This window comes from Mucilaginibacter boryungensis (assembly GCF_015221995.1).
Classification (GTDB): domain Bacteria; phylum Bacteroidota; class Bacteroidia; order Sphingobacteriales; family Sphingobacteriaceae; genus Mucilaginibacter; species Mucilaginibacter boryungensis.
The window spans coordinates 2737561-2756529 of sequence record NZ_JADFFM010000001.1; the positions used below are offsets into that span (position 1 = coordinate 2737561).

Sequence of the window (18969 nt, forward strand, 5' to 3'; positions counted from 1 at the left end):
CGCTAATGTACAATATAACCGTATTGTTTTAGGATTTTTTTCGCCGGCCCGGTAGTTATATAGGTGTAGAATTTTTTGGCTGCCTCTTTGTTTTCAGATCTTTTTAATAATACCATGCCTTGCTGTATCGGATCATATAATTTTGGATCAACCAATCGCCAGGCCATCTTGGCGGGGTTAGCAGGATCGAGCACCATTGCCTGGGCTGTAAAGCCGAATGTAACCACGCCGGTTGTGATATAAGTATTTACCTGCGATATACTTTCGCCGTAAACCAGGTCGGGTTTGGCTTTGTCTAATAAATTCAACTTTTTCAGTACTTGCTCTGCGGCACGTCCGTAAGGGGCTATAGAGGCGTTCGCTATGGCAATTTTATCAAATTTATTCTTTTCGATTATTTTTTTCCAGTTACCCAACATCAGGTCTTCATGCACGGTGCAAACTATCAAGCTCCCCAGCGCATATACAACCGGTGGATATTCTGTTAGTCCCTCATGAGATAATTGCAATGGATATTCAACATCGGCCGACATGAAAACATCATAAGGCGCACCATTGATAATTTGCGCTACCAACTTGCCCGATGAACCTACTATAGGTTCAATTACAATCCCTGTTCTTAATTTAAAATCGGATTGCAGCGCTTTTATAACCGACTGAAGGTTTGCCGCAGCAGCAACTTTAATAGTTTGCGGAAAAGCCGGTGCACTAAATAATAGCGCAAAAATTGAAGTAAAAAGTAACTTTTTAAATTTCATTAGGGAATCAGATGCCGAAACTAAGGTAAGATTAAAATATTAAAATCAAAATATATTAGTTTATAAATAACTGATTATAAATAATTTAATATTATAAAATTCTGCTATTCCAACCATTCTGGTAGCCTTTATAATTTAACTATTACTATAGCATTATATTTATTGGTGTGGCTTTATTTTAACATACACCAGCTTACTGGTTGGCGTATTACTTTTATCGGCAACACTATCAATGGGGACCAACACATTAGTCTCGGGATAATAGGTTGCCGTGTTGCGTTCTGGAATATTATAAGGTACAATTACAAACAGCCGGGCTATGCGTTCTTTCCCTTTGTAGTAACAATAAATATCAACCTTATCCCCTGCTTTAAAGCCAGCTTTGGCAATATCCTTAGCGTTCATAAATATTACCCGTCGTTCCTGGTGTATACCCCTGTACCTGTCATCTAAACCGTAAATTGTAGTATTAAACTGGTCGTGACTGCGAATAGTGGTCATATAATATTCATCATCAGCAATATGATGCGAGGGTAAACCGGTTACGCTAAATTCGGCCTTATCGCCATATTTGCTTGTTTTGAATTTACCATCGCGCACAATGTTTGGAAGGTAAAACCCGCCTGGTTCACGGATACGTTTGTTATAGTCTTTAAATCCAGGGATAACTTTTTCAATATCATCGCGGATAAAGTCGTAATTCGAAGCATACCTATCCCAATTTATTACAGATCTGTTGGCCAGGGTAGCTTTAGCCATCCGGCAGACGATCTCGGGTTCACTTAAATACTGATCAGAAACAGGTTCTAAATTACCAACCGACTGCTGCACCACCCCCATTGAGTTTTCACAACTAACAATTTGTGCAATACCGTTTGTCATATCTTTATCACTGCGGGCAAAAGTTGGCAGTATGATTGATTCATCGCCGCTTACCAAATGCGCACGGTTTAGTTTGGTAGAAACATGCACCGTCAACTTTAAATTTGACATTGCTTCGGCAGTATAAGTAGTATCTGGCGTGGCTTGCAAAAAATTGCCACCCATACTAAAAAACACTTTCAATTTCCCCTCGTGCATGGCTTTTATCGCTTCCACCACATCATAACCTTTTTCGCGCGGCGGTTCAAAATCAAATACTTCTTTCAGTTTATCCAGCGATTCGGGCTTCGGGTTGTCCCATATCAGCATGGTACGGTTACCCTGCACATTACTGTGCCCGCGTACAGGGCAAAGCCCTGCGCCAGGTTTACCAATGCTGCCTTTCAGCAATGCCAGGTTTACAATTTCTTTAATGGTATCCACTCCATTGGTATGCTGTGTAATGCCCATGGCCCAGCAAATGATGATCTTGTTGGTATGCTTCAATAAGTCGGCGGCCTGTTGCATTTGTTCTAATGGCACACCAGCCTCGGCAGCCATTGTTGCAGCATCATATTTTTGCAGGTTGTGAATAAAATCAAGATAGCCACCGGTACTGCTTTGAATAAATTCATGATCGAATACTGTTCCTGGGTTTTCCTGCTCGTGCTGGTAAAGCAATACTTCCAACGCTTTCAGCAAAGCCATATCCCCATTTATTTTTACCTGTAGGTATACATCGGCCAATTGGGTGCTTATTCCTAATAACCCTTTGGTAGTTTGCGGGTTTTTAAAGGCGGTCAGTCCCGCTTCATGCAAAGGGTTTATGGCAATTATCTTACTTCCGTTTTGCTTAGCCTTTTCTAATGCGGTTAACATCCGCGGATGATTAGTACCTGGGTTTTGCCCCATAATAACTATTACATCCGTATCGTAAAAATCATTTAGTGTAACTGTCCCTTTGCCAATCCCTATTACTTCTGCCAACGCCACACTGGTAGATTCGTGGCACATGTTCGAGCAATCGGGCATATTATTAGTGCCAAACTCCCTTACAAAAAGCTGATATACAAATGATGCTTCGTTACTGGTACGGCCAGAGGTATAAAACGCGGCCTCGTTAGGCGATTCCAGGCTATTCAGATGTTCGGCTATCCTTTTAAAAGCATCACCCCAACTGATAGGTTGATAATGCGTAGCGCCTTTAGCTAGAAAAACAGGCTGAGCTATACGCCCCTTTTTACCTATTTCAAAATCATTCAGTTTAGCCAGGTCGTATACCGAATTACTGGTAAAAAATTCGGGGGTTAATTTTTTAGTGGTTGCTTCCCAGGCCAGCGCTTTAGCTCCATTCTCGCAATATTCCGCAATAGGCGACCGGTCGTCATCAGGGTCGGGCCAGGCACAGCTCGAACAATCGAACCCTTTCTTTTGATTCATGTGCAGTAAGGCGCGCATGCCACGCATAGGGTTTTCTTCTTCCAGCACATCTTTAAAGGCGGCCCATACTGCAGGTATTCCTGCTGCCCATTCTTTGGGCTCTGTTATTTTCAAACCGGATAGTTCCTCCGGGTTTTCAGGATTTGGATGTTCCTTTATCGTGCTCATGGCGTTGTACCGCTAAGGGGTTGGGGTAATTATCACTCTGGTCTTCTGCTACATTATCCAGGCATTTGAAATCCTTTTCAATATACAGGTTTAATTTACCCGATGCATTTTCAAAACCTACGCGTTCAGTTTTTGTCCATTCATTTGCCATAGCGTCCGGCATATAAAGGGTAATTGTATCCAAATTATACGCAGCAGTAATAACATTATCATCGGTGCGCTGCAATACATAGGTAAATACCCGGTTATTAAAATGGGTTACTTCTTTTATAACACCTTCATTTGCAAAACGCTCTACTTCTGGTTTGGTTAATCTATAACGTACACTGTCTCCTTTAATGCGTATTTTCATAAGTTTACGTTAATATAATGCGCCGGGGCGATGTATATATATTAAAACGCTGCCCACGTAAAAATCCGCATAGCGTTATATTAAACTCGTTGGCCAGTTGCACTGCTAGTGTTGATGGGGCACCTACCGCGGCAATTATATTGATCCCCGCCATCGCTGCTTTCTGTACTAATTCGAAACTGGCACGCCCGCTTAAAATCAGCACCTTATCATTAAGGGGCAACATTTCTTCATTCAATGCGGCGCCTATCAGTTTATCCAATGCGTTATGCCGCCCCACATCCTCGCGCACTAATAATAATTCACCGTATGATGAGAACAAAGCCGAAGCATGTAAACCACCGGTTTGTTCAAATATTTCCTGCTGTTCGCATAATAATCCGGGCAGTGTATACATTAAAGTGGCACTGATGGAATTGTCGTCGGTAAGCTGGTTAAACTGGTTTGCAGTACGGATAGAACCTATAGATGATTTGCCACACACCCCGCAACTTGAAGTAGTATAAAAATTACGATCGGCCGAATTCAAGTTAGGGATAAAGTTACTTTTCAGCGATACCTGTATTACGTTCTGCCGGTTTTCGGTACAATCAAAGTTATGCCGCGCAAACATCACCTCGTCAACAGACCGTATAATACCCTCAGTAAACAGGAAGCCTACGGCTAATTCGGCATCATTACCAGGCGTACGCATCGTTACCGAAATATTCTTTACTTCCCGATGAAAATCGGGGCCATATTCCAAACGGATCTCTAACGGTTCTTCAGCTGCAAGTTCGTCTGTAGTATCGGCATATTCCAGTGCACGTACCTTAATAACTGGTATTTCATCTATCATGGATAAAGGCATATTAATTATACAAACGAGGGTTGCGTTTGTTTAGATGCCTCGATCGAAATTTTATTTACAAAAAAGGCGGGATAATTGCTTATCCCGCCCATTATATTTAAAAATACTTTAATTATTAATGGTGATGATGACCATCCGGCCCATGGGCATGGCCATGTGATAATTCTTCGGGGGTTGCAGGGCGTACATTTACAATATTCCCTTTAAAATGCAGCGCCTGGCCAGCCATTGGGTGGTTCAAATCAACTATCACGCTATCTTCGGCTATAGACACTACCTGGCCCTGGAAATGGTTACCCTGATTATCCTGTAAAGGTAGTACACTGCCAATCTCGGGCAGGTCCTGTCCCTGAAACATCTCTTTTGGCAGGTTAGCTACAGCTTCGTCATTGTACTCGCCATAAGCATCTTCGGCAGAAAGACGAAAATCATACGCATCGCCGGTCGATAAAGCATCCAGGTTTTCTTCAAATTTTGGCAACATCTGGCCTGCGCCAAATAAAAAGGTAAGCGGTTGTTCAAGCGTGGCGCTTTCTACCAGGTCTTCGGTACCCTGCTCATTATTAACGTACAGATCGTAGGTTAATGACACTACGTGTTGTGGTTCAATCTTCATTACTTAATATCTTGATTTATTTTATATACTTATTTATTGCGCTATTTGTTTTAAGGCATCTTCCACATTTTCAACAGGTAGCCCGCAGGTTTTATCCTTACAAATAAAGATGCGGTTTTGCCCGTTTATTCTGTTTTGCAGCAAAGGTAAATTTTCCTGTGTACCTCCCAACATTATTTTATTAGGAATATATTTTTGTTCTATTTCTTTACGCAATGCTGATGCATTTGGCCCGGTAAAAGCAATTTCGTATAGTCCCAATATCTCCTCCTGCAACAAAGTAGCCCAGTTTGAATATGATGAGCCATACTTAGCTATCAGTGGGAAGATATTACGCAGCAATTGGGCTGATATCTCCGAATAGCTATGATCATCGAATAATAAGCCCAACTTTTTCAGGTTACGTGCCATTACCGAATTTGATGCCGGTATCACCCCATCCATAATTTCCGACTTACGGGCTATCAGTTCTTCGTCGCCATCGCCGGTGTAAAAGAATATGCCGTTGGCGAGATCATAATAATGTTTGATAGTGATATTGGCTAATTGTTTAGCACGATTAAGCCAGTTGATATCAAAAGTAACCTCGTAAAGTGCAATGAATGCATCTATAATATTGGCGTAGTCATCCAGGAAAGCGATAGGGGCCTCACCCAAATCTTCTCCAGTTAGAGAGGGTTTAAAAATCCTGATGAGTTTCCCACTCATGGCAATCAAATTTTCTAATATAAACTCCGCATTCTTTAAAGCCAACTCCAGGTATTCGGCTTTATCAAAGGCACGATACGCATCGCAAAGTCCTTTTAGCATCAGCCCGTTCCATGATGCCAGTATCTTATTATCCAAACCCGGGCGGATACGTTTTGCCCGGTAATTCAGCAACTTCTCTTTAGATCGTTGTATAACAGCTAATAACTCATCTACCGGGATCCCTATCTGTTCAGCTAATAATTCATCCTCCTCCCAACGGAATAGTACATTGGTTTCTTCCTCCTGCCAGTTACCTTCAGTGGTGATGTTATAATAAATACAGAACAGCTGTGCATCATCACCCAATAACTCATCTATCTCGGCTTTGCTAAAACTGTAAAATTTACCCTCTACCCCTTCGCTATCCGCATCCAGCGCTGAATAAAAACCGTATTTCGGTGACATAAGTTCGCGATTAACGAAGGTGATAGTTTCATCAACCACGTTTTTATATAATGTATTTGGCTGCCAGGTGTAGGCTTCGGCGTAAAGGCTAACCAGTTGGGCGTTATCATACAGCATTTTCTCAAAATGTGGGATATGCCAAACCCGGTCTACTGAGTAGCGGGCAAAACCACCGCCTACATGGTCGTAGATACCGCCGTAGGCCATTTTCTTCAGCGTAAGCTTTACAATGTTGGCTATATTTTCGTCCTTCATCAAGTAAGCATACCGCATCAAAAACTGCCAGTTATTAGGCATCGGGAATTTTGGAGATTCGCCCATGCCGCCTTCCTGATTATCAAAATAGCGTGTCCAGTTGCTAACTATCTTTTCCAGGTCCAGTTTATTGTAATCTGCCTGATCTTTAACAAACGTAACCGATTCATATTGCTTAATACCGGCGGTTAGCTTGTCTGCATATTCAACAGCTTCATTAGGTTTTTGCCTATAAAAATCGGCCAGGTTAAATAGCAGGCTTGTCCAATCGTTTTTGCGAAAGTAAGTGCCGCCATAAATGGGCCGCTGGTCGGGCAGGCAAATACAATTTAGCGGCCAGCCACCGCGACCCGTCATTAACTGCAGGGCGCTCATATATATCTGGTCAACATCCGGGCGCTCTTCCCTATCTACTTTTATGCAAACAAAATATTCATTCATTACCGCGGCCACCGCTTCATCTTCAAAACTTTCATGTTCCATTACGTGGCACCAATGACATGCTGAATAGCCTATACTTACCAGTATCAGCTTGTTTTCGTTCTTAGCTTTCTGCAAAGCTTCGGCGCCCCAGGGATACCAGTTTACCGGGTTATTGGCATGCTGCAATAAATATGGTGATGATGAATTGGCCAGACGGTTCATAATAAATTTAACATTTAACAAAAAACGAGTGCACAAAAGCTCATAATGTGCGATAATCAACAATTAACAAAGCATAGTGATTATCAAAATGATAATTTTATTTAAATTGCGTGTCAAATTAACTGATCATGCAATTTAAAAAATTACACACCTTAATTGGTGCCTGTTGTTTGCTGCTATCGGCAACAAATATACAAGCCCAAACCCAACCCGACTCAATTAAATACGAACACAAGGATCTTTTCGCGCCAATTACCTGGCCTATAACAGGTTCTGAAATGCGTTCGGCCAGCGGCAAGCCAGGGCCAAAATACTGGCAAAACCGCGCAGATTATAATATCCATGTTACTCTTAACGAATTAGCTAAGGATACTACCATTAGCGGACAGGTAAGCATTAACTATACCAACAATAGCCCGGACAATATGGATTATTTGTGGCTGCAGTTAGATCAGAACCTGTTTAAACCCGGTTCACGCGGCTCGGCTACTACCCCAATAAGCGGCGATCGCTTTGACGTGCAGGGGTTTGATCGTGGCGGTTATCATATTGGCTCGGTAACGGTTACCTATAAAAACAAAAGCTACACAGTAGTGCCGGTTATTAGTGACGCCCGTATGCAGGTGCGCTTAAACACCCCGCTTGGCGCCAAAGGTGATAAGATACAGATAAAAGTTAACTACGATTTTTCGATCCCCTTTTATGGCGCCGACCGTATGGGCCGGAAGAAGTTTAAACAAGGCGTGGTATATGAAATTGCACAGTGGTACCCCCGTATGTGCGTTTACGACGATGTGGAAGGCTGGAACACGCTGCCATACATGGGCTTAGGCGAATTTTACTGCGAATATGGCGACTTTGATTATTATATCACAGCACCGGGTAACATGACCGTGGTTGGCTCAGGCGATCTGCAAAACCCACTTGAAGTATTGACCACCACACAGCAAAAACGTATGGCTGCCATGCGGGCAAGCGATAAAACAGTAAATATCATCACTCCCGAAGAAGTTGGTACTGCTACAGCACATGTAGGTAAAAGCACACTAACCTGGCATTTTAAAATGCTGAACACGCGCGATGTATCGTGGGCTGCGTCAAAAGCATTTATTTGGGATGGCGCTAAGGTAAATTTCCCTTCAGGCCGCAAAGGTATCGCTATGTCGGCTTACCCGGCTGAAAGTGCCGGCAACGACCGTTATGGCAGGTCTACCGAGTACCTGAAAAACAGCATGGAGATCTATTCAAAGCTATATTTTGAATATCCATGGAATTCGGCGGTTAACGTTGCCGGTGTAGCTTTGGGTATGGAATATCCGGGGATTATATTTTGTCAGGATGGCTTAACCAAAGCAGGATTATGGAATGATGTAACTCACGAGATCGGTCACAACTGGTTCCCAATGATCGTAGGTTCAAACGAACGTAAATACATGTGGCAGGATGAAGGTTTTAACACCTTTATTAATCAATATTCGACCAAATTATTTAACCATGGCGAATATTATGATAGCAGCGCGCGCCCTGCATTGGGCTTGGCACGCGCCATGGGCAACATGAAAGACCCGTTAATGACGCCATCTGAAGCCATGGGACTTAACGATTACGGTTTTTATTATTTTAAAACATCATTGGGTTTGGATATACTGCGCAACGTAGTACTGGGTCACGACCGTTTTGATTACGCCTTTCACGAATACATTAAAAACTGGGCAATGAAACATCCTACCCCTTATGATTTCTTCCGTTCGATGAATGATGCTGCGGGCGAAGACCTGAACTGGTTCTTTAATGAATGGTTCTTCACTACCTGGAAGCTGGATCAAACTATACAAGGTGTTGAGCACAACAAAAAAGACCCGGACAATGTGTACCGCATTACCCTGGTCAACAAAGAGAAAATGGCTATGCCGGTAGATATGAAAGTTACCCAAACTAACGGCAAAACCGAAGTTGTGCATTTACCGGTTAATATTTGGCAGCGTGGTGGCGGTGTTTGGACATTCAAATACACAGCCGATTCGACCATACAAACTATTGAACTGGACCCTGATCATCAGTTACCTGATGTAAACCGGACTAATAATATTTGGAAGAAATAATTTAGTTATTAATCAAAATTTCAAGAGGTGATGAGTGTCTGCTCGTCACCTCTTTTTTATTATTATTTTAGCTATATGCAAAAACCATTAAAACAAAAGGTTGCCGAAACCATTATGTTGCTTGCTGCAATTTATAACCTTTGCCTGGGCATAATTATATCCATATATCCACAGTTGCTTTTATTCGGTAATCCGCCAACAAACTTCCTGCTTATTATACTGCGCTGTGTTGGGATGCTGGTGGGGGTATATGGAATAGCTTATTGGTTTGCATCGCGTAATCCGCAACGCTACTGGCCTTTAATACTGGTTGGCTTTATCGGCAAATTCCTGGGGCCTGTTGGTGCGGTTTATTATGTTTATCTTGGGCAGCTGCAACCTAATTTTTTATGGGTTAATGTATGGAACGATCTGATATGGCTGCTGCCGTTTGCCTGGGTAATATATCAGGCCACAACCCATAAGTTGCCCGAAGGTACCCGTTAATAATTTTCAAACTGTGCAAAACCTTTAGCCTTTCCCCTTTTACCTTTCGCCCCAAAAAGATTAATTTCGTAGCCACAGAAAAAGAGGAAAGCAGCATTGGATTATTTAGAAGGATTAAACCCTGAACAACGCGGAGCGGTACAGCAAATAAAAGGGCCGGTAATGATTATTGCCGGTGCCGGATCGGGCAAAACACGGGTTATTACTTACCGCGTGGCACACCTGATACGCAGCGGCGTAGATTCGTTTAACATATTGGTTTTAACATTTACCAACAAGGCCGCCAAGGAAATGCGCGAGCGTATTACGCACGTAGTTGGCACCGAGGCTAAAAATATATGGATGGGTACCTTTCACTCGGTATTTGCCAAAATACTGCGTGTAGAAGCCGACAAACTGGGTTACCCTAACAACTTTACTATTTACGATACTGACGATAGCAAAAGTGTGCTAAGGGCCATCTTAAAAGAAATGAACCTTGACGACAAGTTATATAGTGCCAACTTTGTATACAACCGTATTTCGGCGGCTAAAAATAACCTGATCAGTCCGGCGGAATATGCGCAGAACGAACAAATACAAGCCGATGATTTTAGCAGCGGCCGCCAGCATTTGGGTAAAATATATGAAACTTATGCCCAGCGTTGCTTTAAAGCCGGCGCTATGGATTTTGACGACTTGCTGTTTAAAACCAACGAACTGTTGAAACGCTACCCCGATGTACTGAACAAATACCAGCATAAGTTTAAATATATTATGGTGGATGAGTATCAGGACACCAACTTCTCCCAATATCTTATTGTTAAAAAACTAGCTGCCGTTACCGAGAATATTTGTGTGGTGGGTGACGACGCGCAGAGTATTTACGCCTTCCGTGGTGCAAACATCCAAAACATCCTAAATTTTGAAAAGGACTATCCGGATGTAAAGGTGTTCAAACTGGAGCAAAATTATCGCAGCACCCAAAATATTGTAAACATAGCCAATAGCATAATTGCCAACAATAAAGAACAGCTGAAAAAGAACGTTTTCAGCGAGAATGAAGTTGGCGACCGGATAAAGGTAATGCGGGCCTTTAGCGATAACGAAGAAGGAAAGATAGTGGCGGAAGCCATAATGCAGGAACGCAGTACCAAAGGCTTGAAATGGAACGATTTTGCCATTCTATATCGTACCAACGCACAATCCCGTGCCATGGAAGAAGCGTTGCGCAAAATGGGGACGCCTTATAAAATTTATGGTGGCCTCTCTTTCTATCAGCGTAAGGAAATTAAAGATCTGATAGCTTATTTCAGGCTCACCTTTAACCCTAATGATGAAGTGGCCATGAAGCGCGTGATCAATTATCCAAAACGTGGCATTGGCGATACTACGGTAGACAGGATCATTATCAGTGCCGACCAACATCAGTTAACGCAATGGGAAATAATAACCAACGCGCAAATGTATTTGGATGGGCGCAGTTCGGGGCAGGTTTCGTCGTTTGGTACATTGATACAAAGCTTCCAGGTTATCGGTAAAAATATGAACGCCTATGACGCCGCTTTACACATTGCGCAGCATTCGGGGCTACTAAAAGACCTTTACGAGGACAAATCTATTGAAGGCCTTAACCGTTATGAAAACATACAAGAGTTACTGAATGGTATCAAGGAGTTTAGCGAGCGCGAAGATATTGAAGAAAAGGGGTTGGATGTTTTTATGCAGGATATTGCCTTGCTCACTAACGACGATAATGACAAAGACCCTAATGCCGATACTGTATCGTTAATGACTATCCATTCCTCAAAAGGGCTAGAATTTCCGCAGGTATATGTAGTTGGATTAGAAGAGAACTTGTTCCCTTCACAAATGTCGCTTAATTCGCGCAGCGACCTGGAAGAAGAACGCCGCTTGTTTTATGTAGCGGTTACCCGTGCCAAAAGTAAGTTAACCATTAGTTACGCAACCTCTAGGTTTAAATTTGGTACGCTCATAAGTTGCGAACCAAGCCGCTTTTTGGATGAAATAGATGCTAAATATTTAGAGCTTGATTTTACCGCAAAACCTGCCGCTTCATCGTTTTTTGATGATGAGCGCACTGCCTGGAGCCGCAAGGCAGACACCTTTTCTAAACCTAAAAGCCCAGCTCCATCAACGCCGCCAAAAACTACTTCCATATTAGCTAAAGCACATGTGCCGACACCAGGTTTTGCGCCATCGGATACATCAAAATTACAAACAGGTATGGAGGTAGAACACGAGCGTTTTGGATTTGGAAAAGTATTACAATTGGAAGGCAATAAACCAGATATAAAAGCTACTATCTTTTTTAAAGAAATTGGACAAAAACAATTGCTTTTAAAATTTGCCAAGCTTCGGATTGTTAATTAACTGGCTTAATTTGTACGTAATATTTCATGCTTAATGACGAGTATTAATTAACTATACGCATATATTTACCCAACAATTGGGGATATAATTCCCCAATTATAAACCTTCAATTTAAATATATTTGTTTTTGAACTATTTACAGTCATTAATTTCATGGCATAGCATTTGGTTTGTATAGTTAACCCTAATAATTAAATTATAGAGATTAACATGAACCAAGTTTTCAAAACTCAATCAAATAAGTCCGCGGGTCGTAATATCCGCGCCATCAGGCATAAAAATAACTGGAGCCAGGAAGATGTTGCTAACAAACTGGGCATTTCTATCCCTGCTTTTTCGAAAATTGAAACTGGTATTACCGATGTCAACCTATCAAGGCTTCAGCAGATTGCTGATATTTTTGAAATGAGCCTGGTTCAGGTTTTAGTATTTGAGGAGATACAGGAAGAATTTCAATCGACCCATTTGCAAGAGGCCAAGAAAAAACTGGAGCAATGCGAAATCGAAATTGTAGACCTGCAACGCAAGGTGATTGGATTATACGAAGAATTGCGTAACAAAACAGCTGTAGCTGTTTAATACAGGTAATTTTTAGAAACCTGCCCTATCAGGGTCATGCAGCATATCGCTCATGTCAATGATCTTATCATCAATTTCAGATACACATTTATTCATCATTTTTATACATTCCTGTTTATCAACAAGGCCTTCTTTTTCAAGGTTCATCAACCCTTTTAACGTGGCAATTGGGCCCCGTATTTGATGAGACAGATACGAAGAATACTCTGATAATTTTTTGTTCTTGATCTGCAGGTCTTTGGTACGCTCGTCAATAATCTCTTCCAGGTGATGGTTAATACGGTCGAGATTATCCTTTTGGCGGGATACCTCTGCATTAAGCTCGGTTAAACGTTGATTGGTTTCAGCTTTTCTTTTTACGTTAAATACTAATAAACCAATAACACCGATAGATAATGCAGCTACCAGCAAAGCTCCCCAAAACATGTAATTACTGTTTTTTCGTTGTTCTTCAAGCAAGGCCTTTTCCTTATTGATTACGTCCCGTTCGTTCTTATCTTTTAATATAGTTATCTGGTTGGATACATAGTTATGATAATCAACGCTGTCCAACTGATAAAGGTTTGTAAGGTATGATAATGCTTTCTCATAATTCTTACGTTTATATTCCAGTTGATAAGTGGTATATTTATAGTCATAATCTACCTTTTTGTTAAGGGAATAGGAAGACCCCTCACGTATAATCTTCTCCGCATCCTCAAACTTTCTTTGTGCTATATAAACATCAGCCAATGCTAAATCTATACTGGAAATAGTTGCATTCATTTCAAATTTCTTCGCACCCTCATTGGCCTTCAAAAGCATCTCTTTAGCTTTGTCATATTGCCCCATACTGTAATAAGTAACCCCGGTATTTTGCAGGCAGCTTATCAGGTTAGCATCATCATGCACCTGTTCAAACATTTTTCGGGCCATAGCAAACTGGGCTATAGCATCAAAATATTGCTTTTTACGATAGAAAACGTTTCCAATATTTAAATTAAGAGATGCCAATAAAGCCGTATCTTTGAGGCTTACTGCTAAACTTTTACCGGTTTTGAAATAACTAAGCGCAGTTTCATAATCGTTATCGCGGTATAAATTGCCTATATTATTATAAACTTTTGCTGTGCCATTTTTATTACCAACAGATTTAAAATATGATAATGCTTCATTGTAACAATCAAATGCCTTTACCTGATCGTACAAGTAGCCTAAACCAATACCTTTTATACGATAAGCCTCGGCAATACCATTTGGATAATTTATTTTACGGGCAAGCTTAATAGCCTTGTCCGCAATCCTCACGGTTTGCGTTGCTTCCGATAAACGGGCTTTATAGGCCTCTTTATTCAGTCTTATCACTTCATTAGTGTCAGCACTGGTAACATTTTGATAACCAAATACGTATACTGGTGCAAGTAAGATGAATATTAAAGAAAAACCTAAGTAAAAAATTTTCATCTGCAATAATAAAAAGATAAACTTGTATTGAATTTATAAATTATAAATTATAATAAACTCTTAATACGTAATAAATGTAAAAAAAGATATGTAATTAAATTTTTTTCAACATTTTTTTTTAATTAAAAAAAACATTCTATATTTGTATCGTTAGTTTAAATAAAGCTTATAACAAACTAATGTACAGTAAATTATGATGTTTATTTTAACGGATTATTTATGCTTAAATTTTAAATTATAACAACGCTCAATATTAAACCCATTATGAAAAAATTAACCCTTGCCGCAATTGCATTAGCCTTCACAGTAATGACATCTTGCACAAAAGAAAACGTGGAACCAACCAGCCACAAATTAACAAAACTTGATTTATCAGGCGATAAAGGAACATTATCCCAGGCCGACGCCGCATTAGTATCGGGTGATAAAGGCACATTGTCTCAAGCCGACGCTGCCCTGTTATCAGGTGATAAAGGCACGCTTTCACAAGCTGATGCAAGTATATATACAAGCACAAAAAAGAAATAAACAGTTAAACTAATTAATAATTAAACAGATAAATACAAACAAAATGAAAAAATTGATCCTTGCATTAGCAGTTATATTCGGAGTTATCGCATTCTCTTCTTGCACAAAAGAAAATGTACAGCCTACAGCATCTTTAAAAGCTAAAACCTTAGCATCTGGTGACATTGGTGTGCTTTCTCAAGCTGATTTCAATACCGACCCTACTACTACAATTGCATCTGGCGACAAAGGCACTCTTTCTCAGGCTGACGGTAGCGGTAACTAATTAACAATAACCAAACAAATAATTAAACACGACAACAATATTTAATATATATAAAAATGAAAAAATTGATCCTTGCATTAGCAGTTATATTCGGAGTTATCGCATTCTCTTCTTGCACAAAAGAAAATGTACAGCCTACAGCATCTTTAAAAGCTAAAACTTTAGCATCTGGCGATAAAGGCACTCTTTCTCAAGCTGATTTTACTACCGACGACTCTAGTACTACAATTGCATCTGGCGACAAAGGCACTCTTTCTCAGGCTGATGGCAGTGGCAACTAATTAAGACCCATATATATTCAATAGAAAAAATATAGCAACTAATTTAAACTAAACATCATGAAAAAGATCATCATCATTTTAGGCATCATTTTAACTTCAGGTATTACCGCTTTAGCGTTATCAATTAAGAACAATGAGGTTAAAACCACAGCAGAAGTTAAAGCTGAAAGAAATGAATTGGTAAAAGCCAGCGGGCAGGAATTCAATAGCGTTAAAAGTACTATTACCAACGCCGACTAATTGAAGGGAACACTTGCTTATTTAATAAGTAAAAGCTTTTTGCTAAGCTGTTGACCGCCAACTTGCATTACATAAATGTATACGCCTGCGCTTAAGTCGCTAAGATTAGCAGAAATCTCATGATAACCAGATCCCTGATATTCGTCATCAAGGGTGCGTACAGCTTTACCAAGCATATTATAAAGCTTAATTTGTACTTTACCAGCTTGCGATAAGCTGAAGCCTATTTTAGTAACATCGTGCACAGGGTTAGGATAGTTTTGATTGATCCCTATAACCAGCAACTTTTCTTCAATTGCTTCGTTAATAGCATCAAATAAAACAAAGCTAATTAATTTATAACCCTTAGCATTAGGGTGGATCAGGTCCTGATAAAGGCCGAAATCACGTCCGATAGATTGATTAACATCGGCAACATAAACGTGGTAGCTTGCCGCCATTTTTTTATAAGCAGCATTAATTTGCTTTACTACCAAATTGCAATTCTTTAAAAACTGATTGTTCTTATCGTTATAAAACTGAATAGTAGCAATAATTGGTATTAGCTTATGTTTTAACGATTCTTCTATATAATACCGCATATTCTTTTCGGTATCAGCAATCTTCATCTTTTTATTAACAATATACTGTGCATCATTGGCACCCATATCAATTACTATAAATCCTGTTCTGCCTTCAATAGCTTTTGAAAAACGGGTTAGCCCTTGTGTAGTAGTTTCGCCAGGGATACCGTTATTGGTAATACTTACTGTTTTACCTACATAACAGCTTTCAAAATTCTTTTGTAAATCGGGTTGGAAAGAAAAACCACCCATACCTGCAACCGTGCTGGCCCCAAATGTGGTTATGTTAATACTGTCTTTACTATAAAATTTGGAGGCTGAACTACAATTTGGCGTTTGTGCAAATGCCAAATAAGAAGCAGAGTGTATAATTATACCAGTAATACAAATTATCAGCAGATAATTTTTTCTATTCTTTTTCAACGCCTAACCAATAGTGGATTTAACAAATATACAAATAAGCCTAATATTTTAATAGCCTAACTATCAACAAACTATTTTTTATATACAAATAAAATACCATATCCTATTTATTTAAACCCGATAGCGGTTACACATAAAAGTTATCTAAATGTGGCCTCCGGTGGCTAAGCAAAAACTTGTGGGCAATATTAAAGGGGAATAAAAAGGAAATATATCCCCAATCTTAATTCTAAAAAACATACTTTATATTTGCTCCAAACTAAAAAATATGCAACATATTAAACAGTATATTGAAACTAACAAACAGCGCATGCTGGATGAACTGCTTGAGCTTTTACGCTTCCCATCGGTAAGTGCCGACCCTAAATATAAAGCTGACGTACTAAAGACGGCCGGTTATGTTGCAAAAAAGCTAACAGATAGCGGCGCTGATAATGTAGAAGTTTGTAATACGGCTGGCTATCCTATTGTATATGGTGAAAAGATCATCGACCCGGCTAAACCGACCGTATTGGTGTATGGCCATTATGATGTACAACCTCCCGATCCGTTGGAATTATGGCATACCCCGCCTTTTGAGCCTACCATACGCGATGGTAAAATATTTGCCCGCGGTGCGTGTGATGATAAGGGCCAGTTTTATATGCATGTAAAAGCTTTCGAACTGATGATGCAAACCAACACACTTCCATGCAATATTAAGTTTATGATTGAAGGCGAAGAGGAGGTGGGATCGAACAACCTGGGCATTTATGTAAAAGCGAATAAAGAGCGCCTGAAGGCGGATGTCGTGTTAATATCCGATACGTCCATGATCAGTATGGAAAACCCATCACTTGAAACCGGGCTGCGCGGCTTATCATATTTAGAAGTGGAAGTTGTTGGCCCCAACCGCGACCTTCATTCGGGGGTGTATGGGGGCGCTGTAGCTAACCCCGCCACTATCCTGGCAAAAATGATTGCGTCGTTGCATGATGAAAACAACCATATCGCCATTCCGGGTTTTTATGATGATGTTTTAGAACTGACTGATACAGAACGCAAGGAATTGAACTCGGCTCCATATAACGAGGAAGAATATAAGCACGACCTGGGTGTAGATGAGCTATGGGGCGAAAAAGGATATTCTACCTTTGAACGCACAGGCACCCGCCCTACTTTAGAAGTTAACGGCATTTGGGGTGGTTATATAGGCGAAGGGGCAAAAACAGTACTGCCATCAAAAGCTAACGCTAAAATATCTATGCGTTTAGTCCCTAACCAAAGTTCTGATAAAATAACCCAGCTGTTTACCGATCACTTTCTTCAAATTGCACCGCCTTATGTTAAAGTAACCGTTACCCCACACCATGGGGGCGAACCGGTAGTTACCCCTACCGATAGCATAGCTTACCGTGCCGCTCAAAAAGCCATTACCGAATCATTCGACAAGGCGCCTATTCCAACCCGCGGTGGTGGCAGTATACCAATTGTGGCCTTATTTGAAGCTGAATTGGGTATTAAAACGGTATTGATGGGTTTTGGCCTTGATAGCGATAACCTGCATTCGCCAAACGAAAAATATGATATTTATAACTATTACAAGGGTATTGAAACACTGCCGCTGTTCCATAAATACTTTGCTGAACTTTCGGCTGAGTAAACAACCCTTACCAACAAAAAAAGCGATGGTTTCATCGCTTTTTTTGTTAAATTAACTTGAAACAGTATTATAAATTATCACTGCCTATAACAGTCCAGTCGCTAGTAGCAAATCCTTTTGATATCCAATTATCCATTACTGCCGCTATTGCGGATAGTGCCGCTAAATGAACATTGGCTTCAGCGGCAGCAGCAAGCATTAAACCGGCATCTTTACGGGCCATTTGTAATTCCCACGATGGCTGGTCGAAATTCCCCCCACTTATTTTCTTCAGCCTCGCAGGCATCATAGCCCCGGGGTTCCAATTGGCAAACAATTCGTTAACGTCGTCGGTAGATACACCTAATGATTTGGCTACGCCCAGCATATCAATAATACCCGTAGTCATGGCAATAAGAAAGCTATTACCTATCAGTTTTATACTGGCTGCCTTGCCCTCTGTAGCGCCCAGGTTAATCAGCTTGCCAGTCATTTTATTTAATTCAGGACTTACTTTTTCTATAATGGCCTGATCTCCCGACACCAGCATACTGCCGCTGCCCTCCAATGCATTTGGAGGCCCCATAAAAACAGGCGCGTGCAGGTAGATAATCCCGCGTGCCTTCCAGTTTTGGGTACGTTCAATAGCTCCATGGGTAGATGTTGTAGTATGATCTATAATTATGGCGCCGGGCTTAAAGCCGGTACTGGCCAATTCTAGCACTTCGTTAACTGTAGCATCATCTTTTAATGTAATGTGTATCAAATCGGCGCCTTTCACAGCATCAGCAGCATTTTCAAATGCTTTCGCGCCGAATGCTTCAAGTGCATCGGCCCGACTTTTAGTGCGGTTCCAAACGTTTACTTCCTCTCCTCTTTGGCGCATGGCCTTAACAAAATTGCTGCCTAACAGGCCCATTCCTAAAAATGCTTTCATATATAAATGGTATAAAATGTAGTGTAAA

18 protein-coding genes are annotated in these 18969 nt (G+C 40.7%); 9 read left to right on the forward strand and 9 right to left on the reverse strand.

The annotated features are described in order from the left end of the window. Positions 1 to 2 precede the first annotated feature (2 nt). From modA to IRJ18_RS11570, 6 genes are all read right to left on the reverse strand, one after another. On the reverse strand, positions 3 to 758 hold the full coding sequence (gene modA, locus IRJ18_RS11545) for a molybdate ABC transporter substrate-binding protein (protein WP_194106354.1): 756 nt from the start codon (positions 756 to 758) through the stop codon (positions 3 to 5). 159 nt (positions 759 to 917) lie between these two features. After that, positions 918 to 3227 (reverse strand): FdhF/YdeP family oxidoreductase, encoded by a 2310-nt coding sequence (locus IRJ18_RS11550; protein ID WP_194106355.1) that lies wholly within the window; start codon positions 3225 to 3227, stop codon positions 918 to 920. Next, on the reverse strand, positions 3196 to 3579 hold the full coding sequence (locus IRJ18_RS11555) for a DUF7009 family protein (RefSeq protein WP_194106356.1): 384 nt from the start codon (positions 3577 to 3579) through the stop codon (positions 3196 to 3198). The genes IRJ18_RS11550 and IRJ18_RS11555 overlap by 32 nt, the downstream gene beginning before the upstream one ends. Positions 3580 to 3583: 4 nt before the next feature. Continuing rightward, positions 3584 to 4417, reverse strand: a complete 834-nt coding sequence (gene fdhD, locus IRJ18_RS11560; protein WP_228072711.1) for a formate dehydrogenase accessory sulfurtransferase FdhD — start codon at positions 4415 to 4417, stop codon at positions 3584 to 3586. A 127-nt stretch (positions 4418 to 4544) separates the two neighbouring features. Beyond that, a complete protein-coding gene (locus IRJ18_RS11565; RefSeq protein ID WP_194106358.1) occupies positions 4545 to 5045 on the reverse strand; it encodes an FKBP-type peptidyl-prolyl cis-trans isomerase in 501 nt (166 codons plus the stop codon). Positions 5046 to 5078: 33 nt separating this feature from the next. Continuing rightward, the gene (locus tag IRJ18_RS11570; RefSeq protein WP_194106359.1) at positions 5079 to 7100 is read right to left on the reverse strand and encodes a thioredoxin domain-containing protein; all 2022 of its coding nucleotides are present in this window, start codon (positions 7098 to 7100) and stop codon (positions 5079 to 5081) included. A gap of 128 nt (positions 7101 to 7228) precedes the next feature. Here IRJ18_RS11570 and IRJ18_RS11575 point away from each other — a divergent pair, with 128 nt between their 5' ends. The 4 genes from IRJ18_RS11575 (at position 7229) to IRJ18_RS11590 (ending at position 12640) form a co-directional block, all read left to right on the forward strand. Continuing rightward, positions 7229 to 9202 (forward strand): M1 family metallopeptidase, encoded by a 1974-nt coding sequence (locus IRJ18_RS11575; protein ID WP_194106360.1) that lies wholly within the window; start codon positions 7229 to 7231, stop codon positions 9200 to 9202. 75 nt (positions 9203 to 9277) lie between these two features. Further along, complete coding sequence (locus IRJ18_RS11580; protein WP_228072713.1) at positions 9278 to 9688, forward strand: hypothetical protein; 411 nt, start codon at positions 9278 to 9280, stop codon at positions 9686 to 9688. Positions 9689 to 9784: 96 nt separating this feature from the next. Continuing rightward, entirely contained in the window at positions 9785 to 12061 is a 2277-nt protein-coding gene (locus IRJ18_RS11585) for an ATP-dependent helicase (RefSeq protein ID WP_194106361.1), read from the forward strand. A gap of 210 nt (positions 12062 to 12271) precedes the next feature. After that, positions 12272 to 12640 carry a helix-turn-helix domain-containing protein gene (locus IRJ18_RS11590; RefSeq protein WP_194106362.1) on the forward strand — a complete coding sequence of 123 codons (369 nt, stop codon included), beginning with the start codon at positions 12272 to 12274 and terminating at the stop codon, positions 12638 to 12640. A 12-nt stretch (positions 12641 to 12652) separates the two neighbouring features. Here the strand turns inward: IRJ18_RS11590 and IRJ18_RS11595 are convergent, their stop codons facing one another. Continuing rightward, positions 12653 to 14083, reverse strand: coding sequence for a tetratricopeptide repeat protein (locus tag IRJ18_RS11595; RefSeq protein ID WP_194106363.1), 1431 nt, complete (start codon positions 14081 to 14083; stop codon positions 12653 to 12655). Between the two features lie 264 nt (positions 14084 to 14347). On the opposite strand from IRJ18_RS11595, the gene IRJ18_RS11600 reads away from it, so the two are divergent. The 4 genes from IRJ18_RS11600 to IRJ18_RS11615 are packed head-to-tail and all read left to right on the forward strand — an operon-like array spanning position 14348 to position 15397. Next, the gene (locus IRJ18_RS11600; RefSeq protein WP_194106364.1) at positions 14348 to 14611 is read left to right on the forward strand and encodes a hypothetical protein; all 264 of its coding nucleotides are present in this window, start codon (positions 14348 to 14350) and stop codon (positions 14609 to 14611) included. Positions 14612 to 14654: 43 nt separating this feature from the next. Continuing rightward, positions 14655 to 14876 carry a hypothetical protein gene (locus tag IRJ18_RS11605; protein WP_194106365.1) on the forward strand — a complete coding sequence of 74 codons (222 nt, stop codon included), beginning with the start codon at positions 14655 to 14657 and terminating at the stop codon, positions 14874 to 14876. A 56-nt stretch (positions 14877 to 14932) separates the two neighbouring features. Next, a complete protein-coding gene (locus IRJ18_RS11610; RefSeq protein WP_194106366.1) occupies positions 14933 to 15157 on the forward strand; it encodes a hypothetical protein in 225 nt (74 codons plus the stop codon). A gap of 57 nt (positions 15158 to 15214) precedes the next feature. Beyond that, positions 15215 to 15397, forward strand: coding sequence for a hypothetical protein (locus IRJ18_RS11615; protein WP_194106367.1), 183 nt, complete (start codon positions 15215 to 15217; stop codon positions 15395 to 15397). Positions 15398 to 15414: 17 nt separating this feature from the next. Here the strand turns inward: IRJ18_RS11615 and IRJ18_RS11620 are convergent, their stop codons facing one another. Then, a complete protein-coding gene (locus IRJ18_RS11620) occupies positions 15415 to 16311 on the reverse strand; it encodes a GDSL-type esterase/lipase family protein (protein ID WP_194106368.1) in 897 nt (298 codons plus the stop codon). Between the two features lie 340 nt (positions 16312 to 16651). Between IRJ18_RS11620 and IRJ18_RS11625 the strand changes: the two genes are divergently transcribed. Then, complete coding sequence (locus tag IRJ18_RS11625) at positions 16652 to 18025, forward strand: dipeptidase (protein ID WP_194106369.1); 1374 nt, start codon at positions 16652 to 16654, stop codon at positions 18023 to 18025. 67 nt (positions 18026 to 18092) lie between these two features. Here the strand turns inward: IRJ18_RS11625 and IRJ18_RS11630 are convergent, their stop codons facing one another. Next, positions 18093 to 18941 (reverse strand): NAD(P)-dependent oxidoreductase, encoded by an 849-nt coding sequence (locus IRJ18_RS11630; protein WP_194106370.1) that lies wholly within the window; start codon positions 18939 to 18941, stop codon positions 18093 to 18095. Positions 18942 to 18969: the final 28 nt, after the last annotated feature.

Bases quoted from the DNA above. Each gene is read 5' to 3' on its own strand.
- modA (WP_194106354.1), bottom strand. From the start codon at position 758: ATGAAATTTAAAAAGTTACTTTTTACTTCAATTTTTGCGCTATTATTT.
- IRJ18_RS11550 (WP_194106355.1), bottom strand. From the start codon at position 3,227: ATGAGCACGATAAAGGAACATCCAAATCCTGAAAACCCGGAGGAACTA.
- IRJ18_RS11555 (WP_194106356.1), bottom strand. From the start codon at position 3,579: ATGAAAATACGCATTAAAGGAGACAGTGTACGTTATAGATTAACCAAA.
- fdhD (WP_228072711.1), bottom strand. From the start codon at position 4,417: ATGATAGATGAAATACCAGTTATTAAGGTACGTGCACTGGAATATGCC.
- IRJ18_RS11565 (WP_194106358.1), bottom strand. From the start codon at position 5,045: ATGAAGATTGAACCACAACACGTAGTGTCATTAACCTACGATCTGTAC.
- IRJ18_RS11570 (WP_194106359.1), bottom strand. From the start codon at position 7,100: ATGAACCGTCTGGCCAATTCATCATCACCATATTTATTGCAGCATGCC.
- IRJ18_RS11575 (WP_194106360.1), top strand. From the start codon at position 7,229: ATGCAATTTAAAAAATTACACACCTTAATTGGTGCCTGTTGTTTGCTG.
- IRJ18_RS11580 (WP_228072713.1), top strand. From the start codon at position 9,278: ATGCAAAAACCATTAAAACAAAAGGTTGCCGAAACCATTATGTTGCTT.
- IRJ18_RS11590 (WP_194106362.1), top strand. From the start codon at position 12,272: ATGAACCAAGTTTTCAAAACTCAATCAAATAAGTCCGCGGGTCGTAAT.
- IRJ18_RS11595 (WP_194106363.1), bottom strand. From the start codon at position 14,083: ATGAAAATTTTTTACTTAGGTTTTTCTTTAATATTCATCTTACTTGCA.
- IRJ18_RS11600 (WP_194106364.1), top strand. From the start codon at position 14,348: ATGAAAAAATTAACCCTTGCCGCAATTGCATTAGCCTTCACAGTAATG.
- IRJ18_RS11605 (WP_194106365.1), top strand. From the start codon at position 14,655: ATGAAAAAATTGATCCTTGCATTAGCAGTTATATTCGGAGTTATCGCA.
- IRJ18_RS11610 (WP_194106366.1), top strand. From the start codon at position 14,933: ATGAAAAAATTGATCCTTGCATTAGCAGTTATATTCGGAGTTATCGCA.
- IRJ18_RS11615 (WP_194106367.1), top strand. From the start codon at position 15,215: ATGAAAAAGATCATCATCATTTTAGGCATCATTTTAACTTCAGGTATT.
- IRJ18_RS11625 (WP_194106369.1), top strand. From the start codon at position 16,652: ATGCAACATATTAAACAGTATATTGAAACTAACAAACAGCGCATGCTG.
- IRJ18_RS11630 (WP_194106370.1), bottom strand. From the start codon at position 18,941: ATGAAAGCATTTTTAGGAATGGGCCTGTTAGGCAGCAATTTTGTTAAG.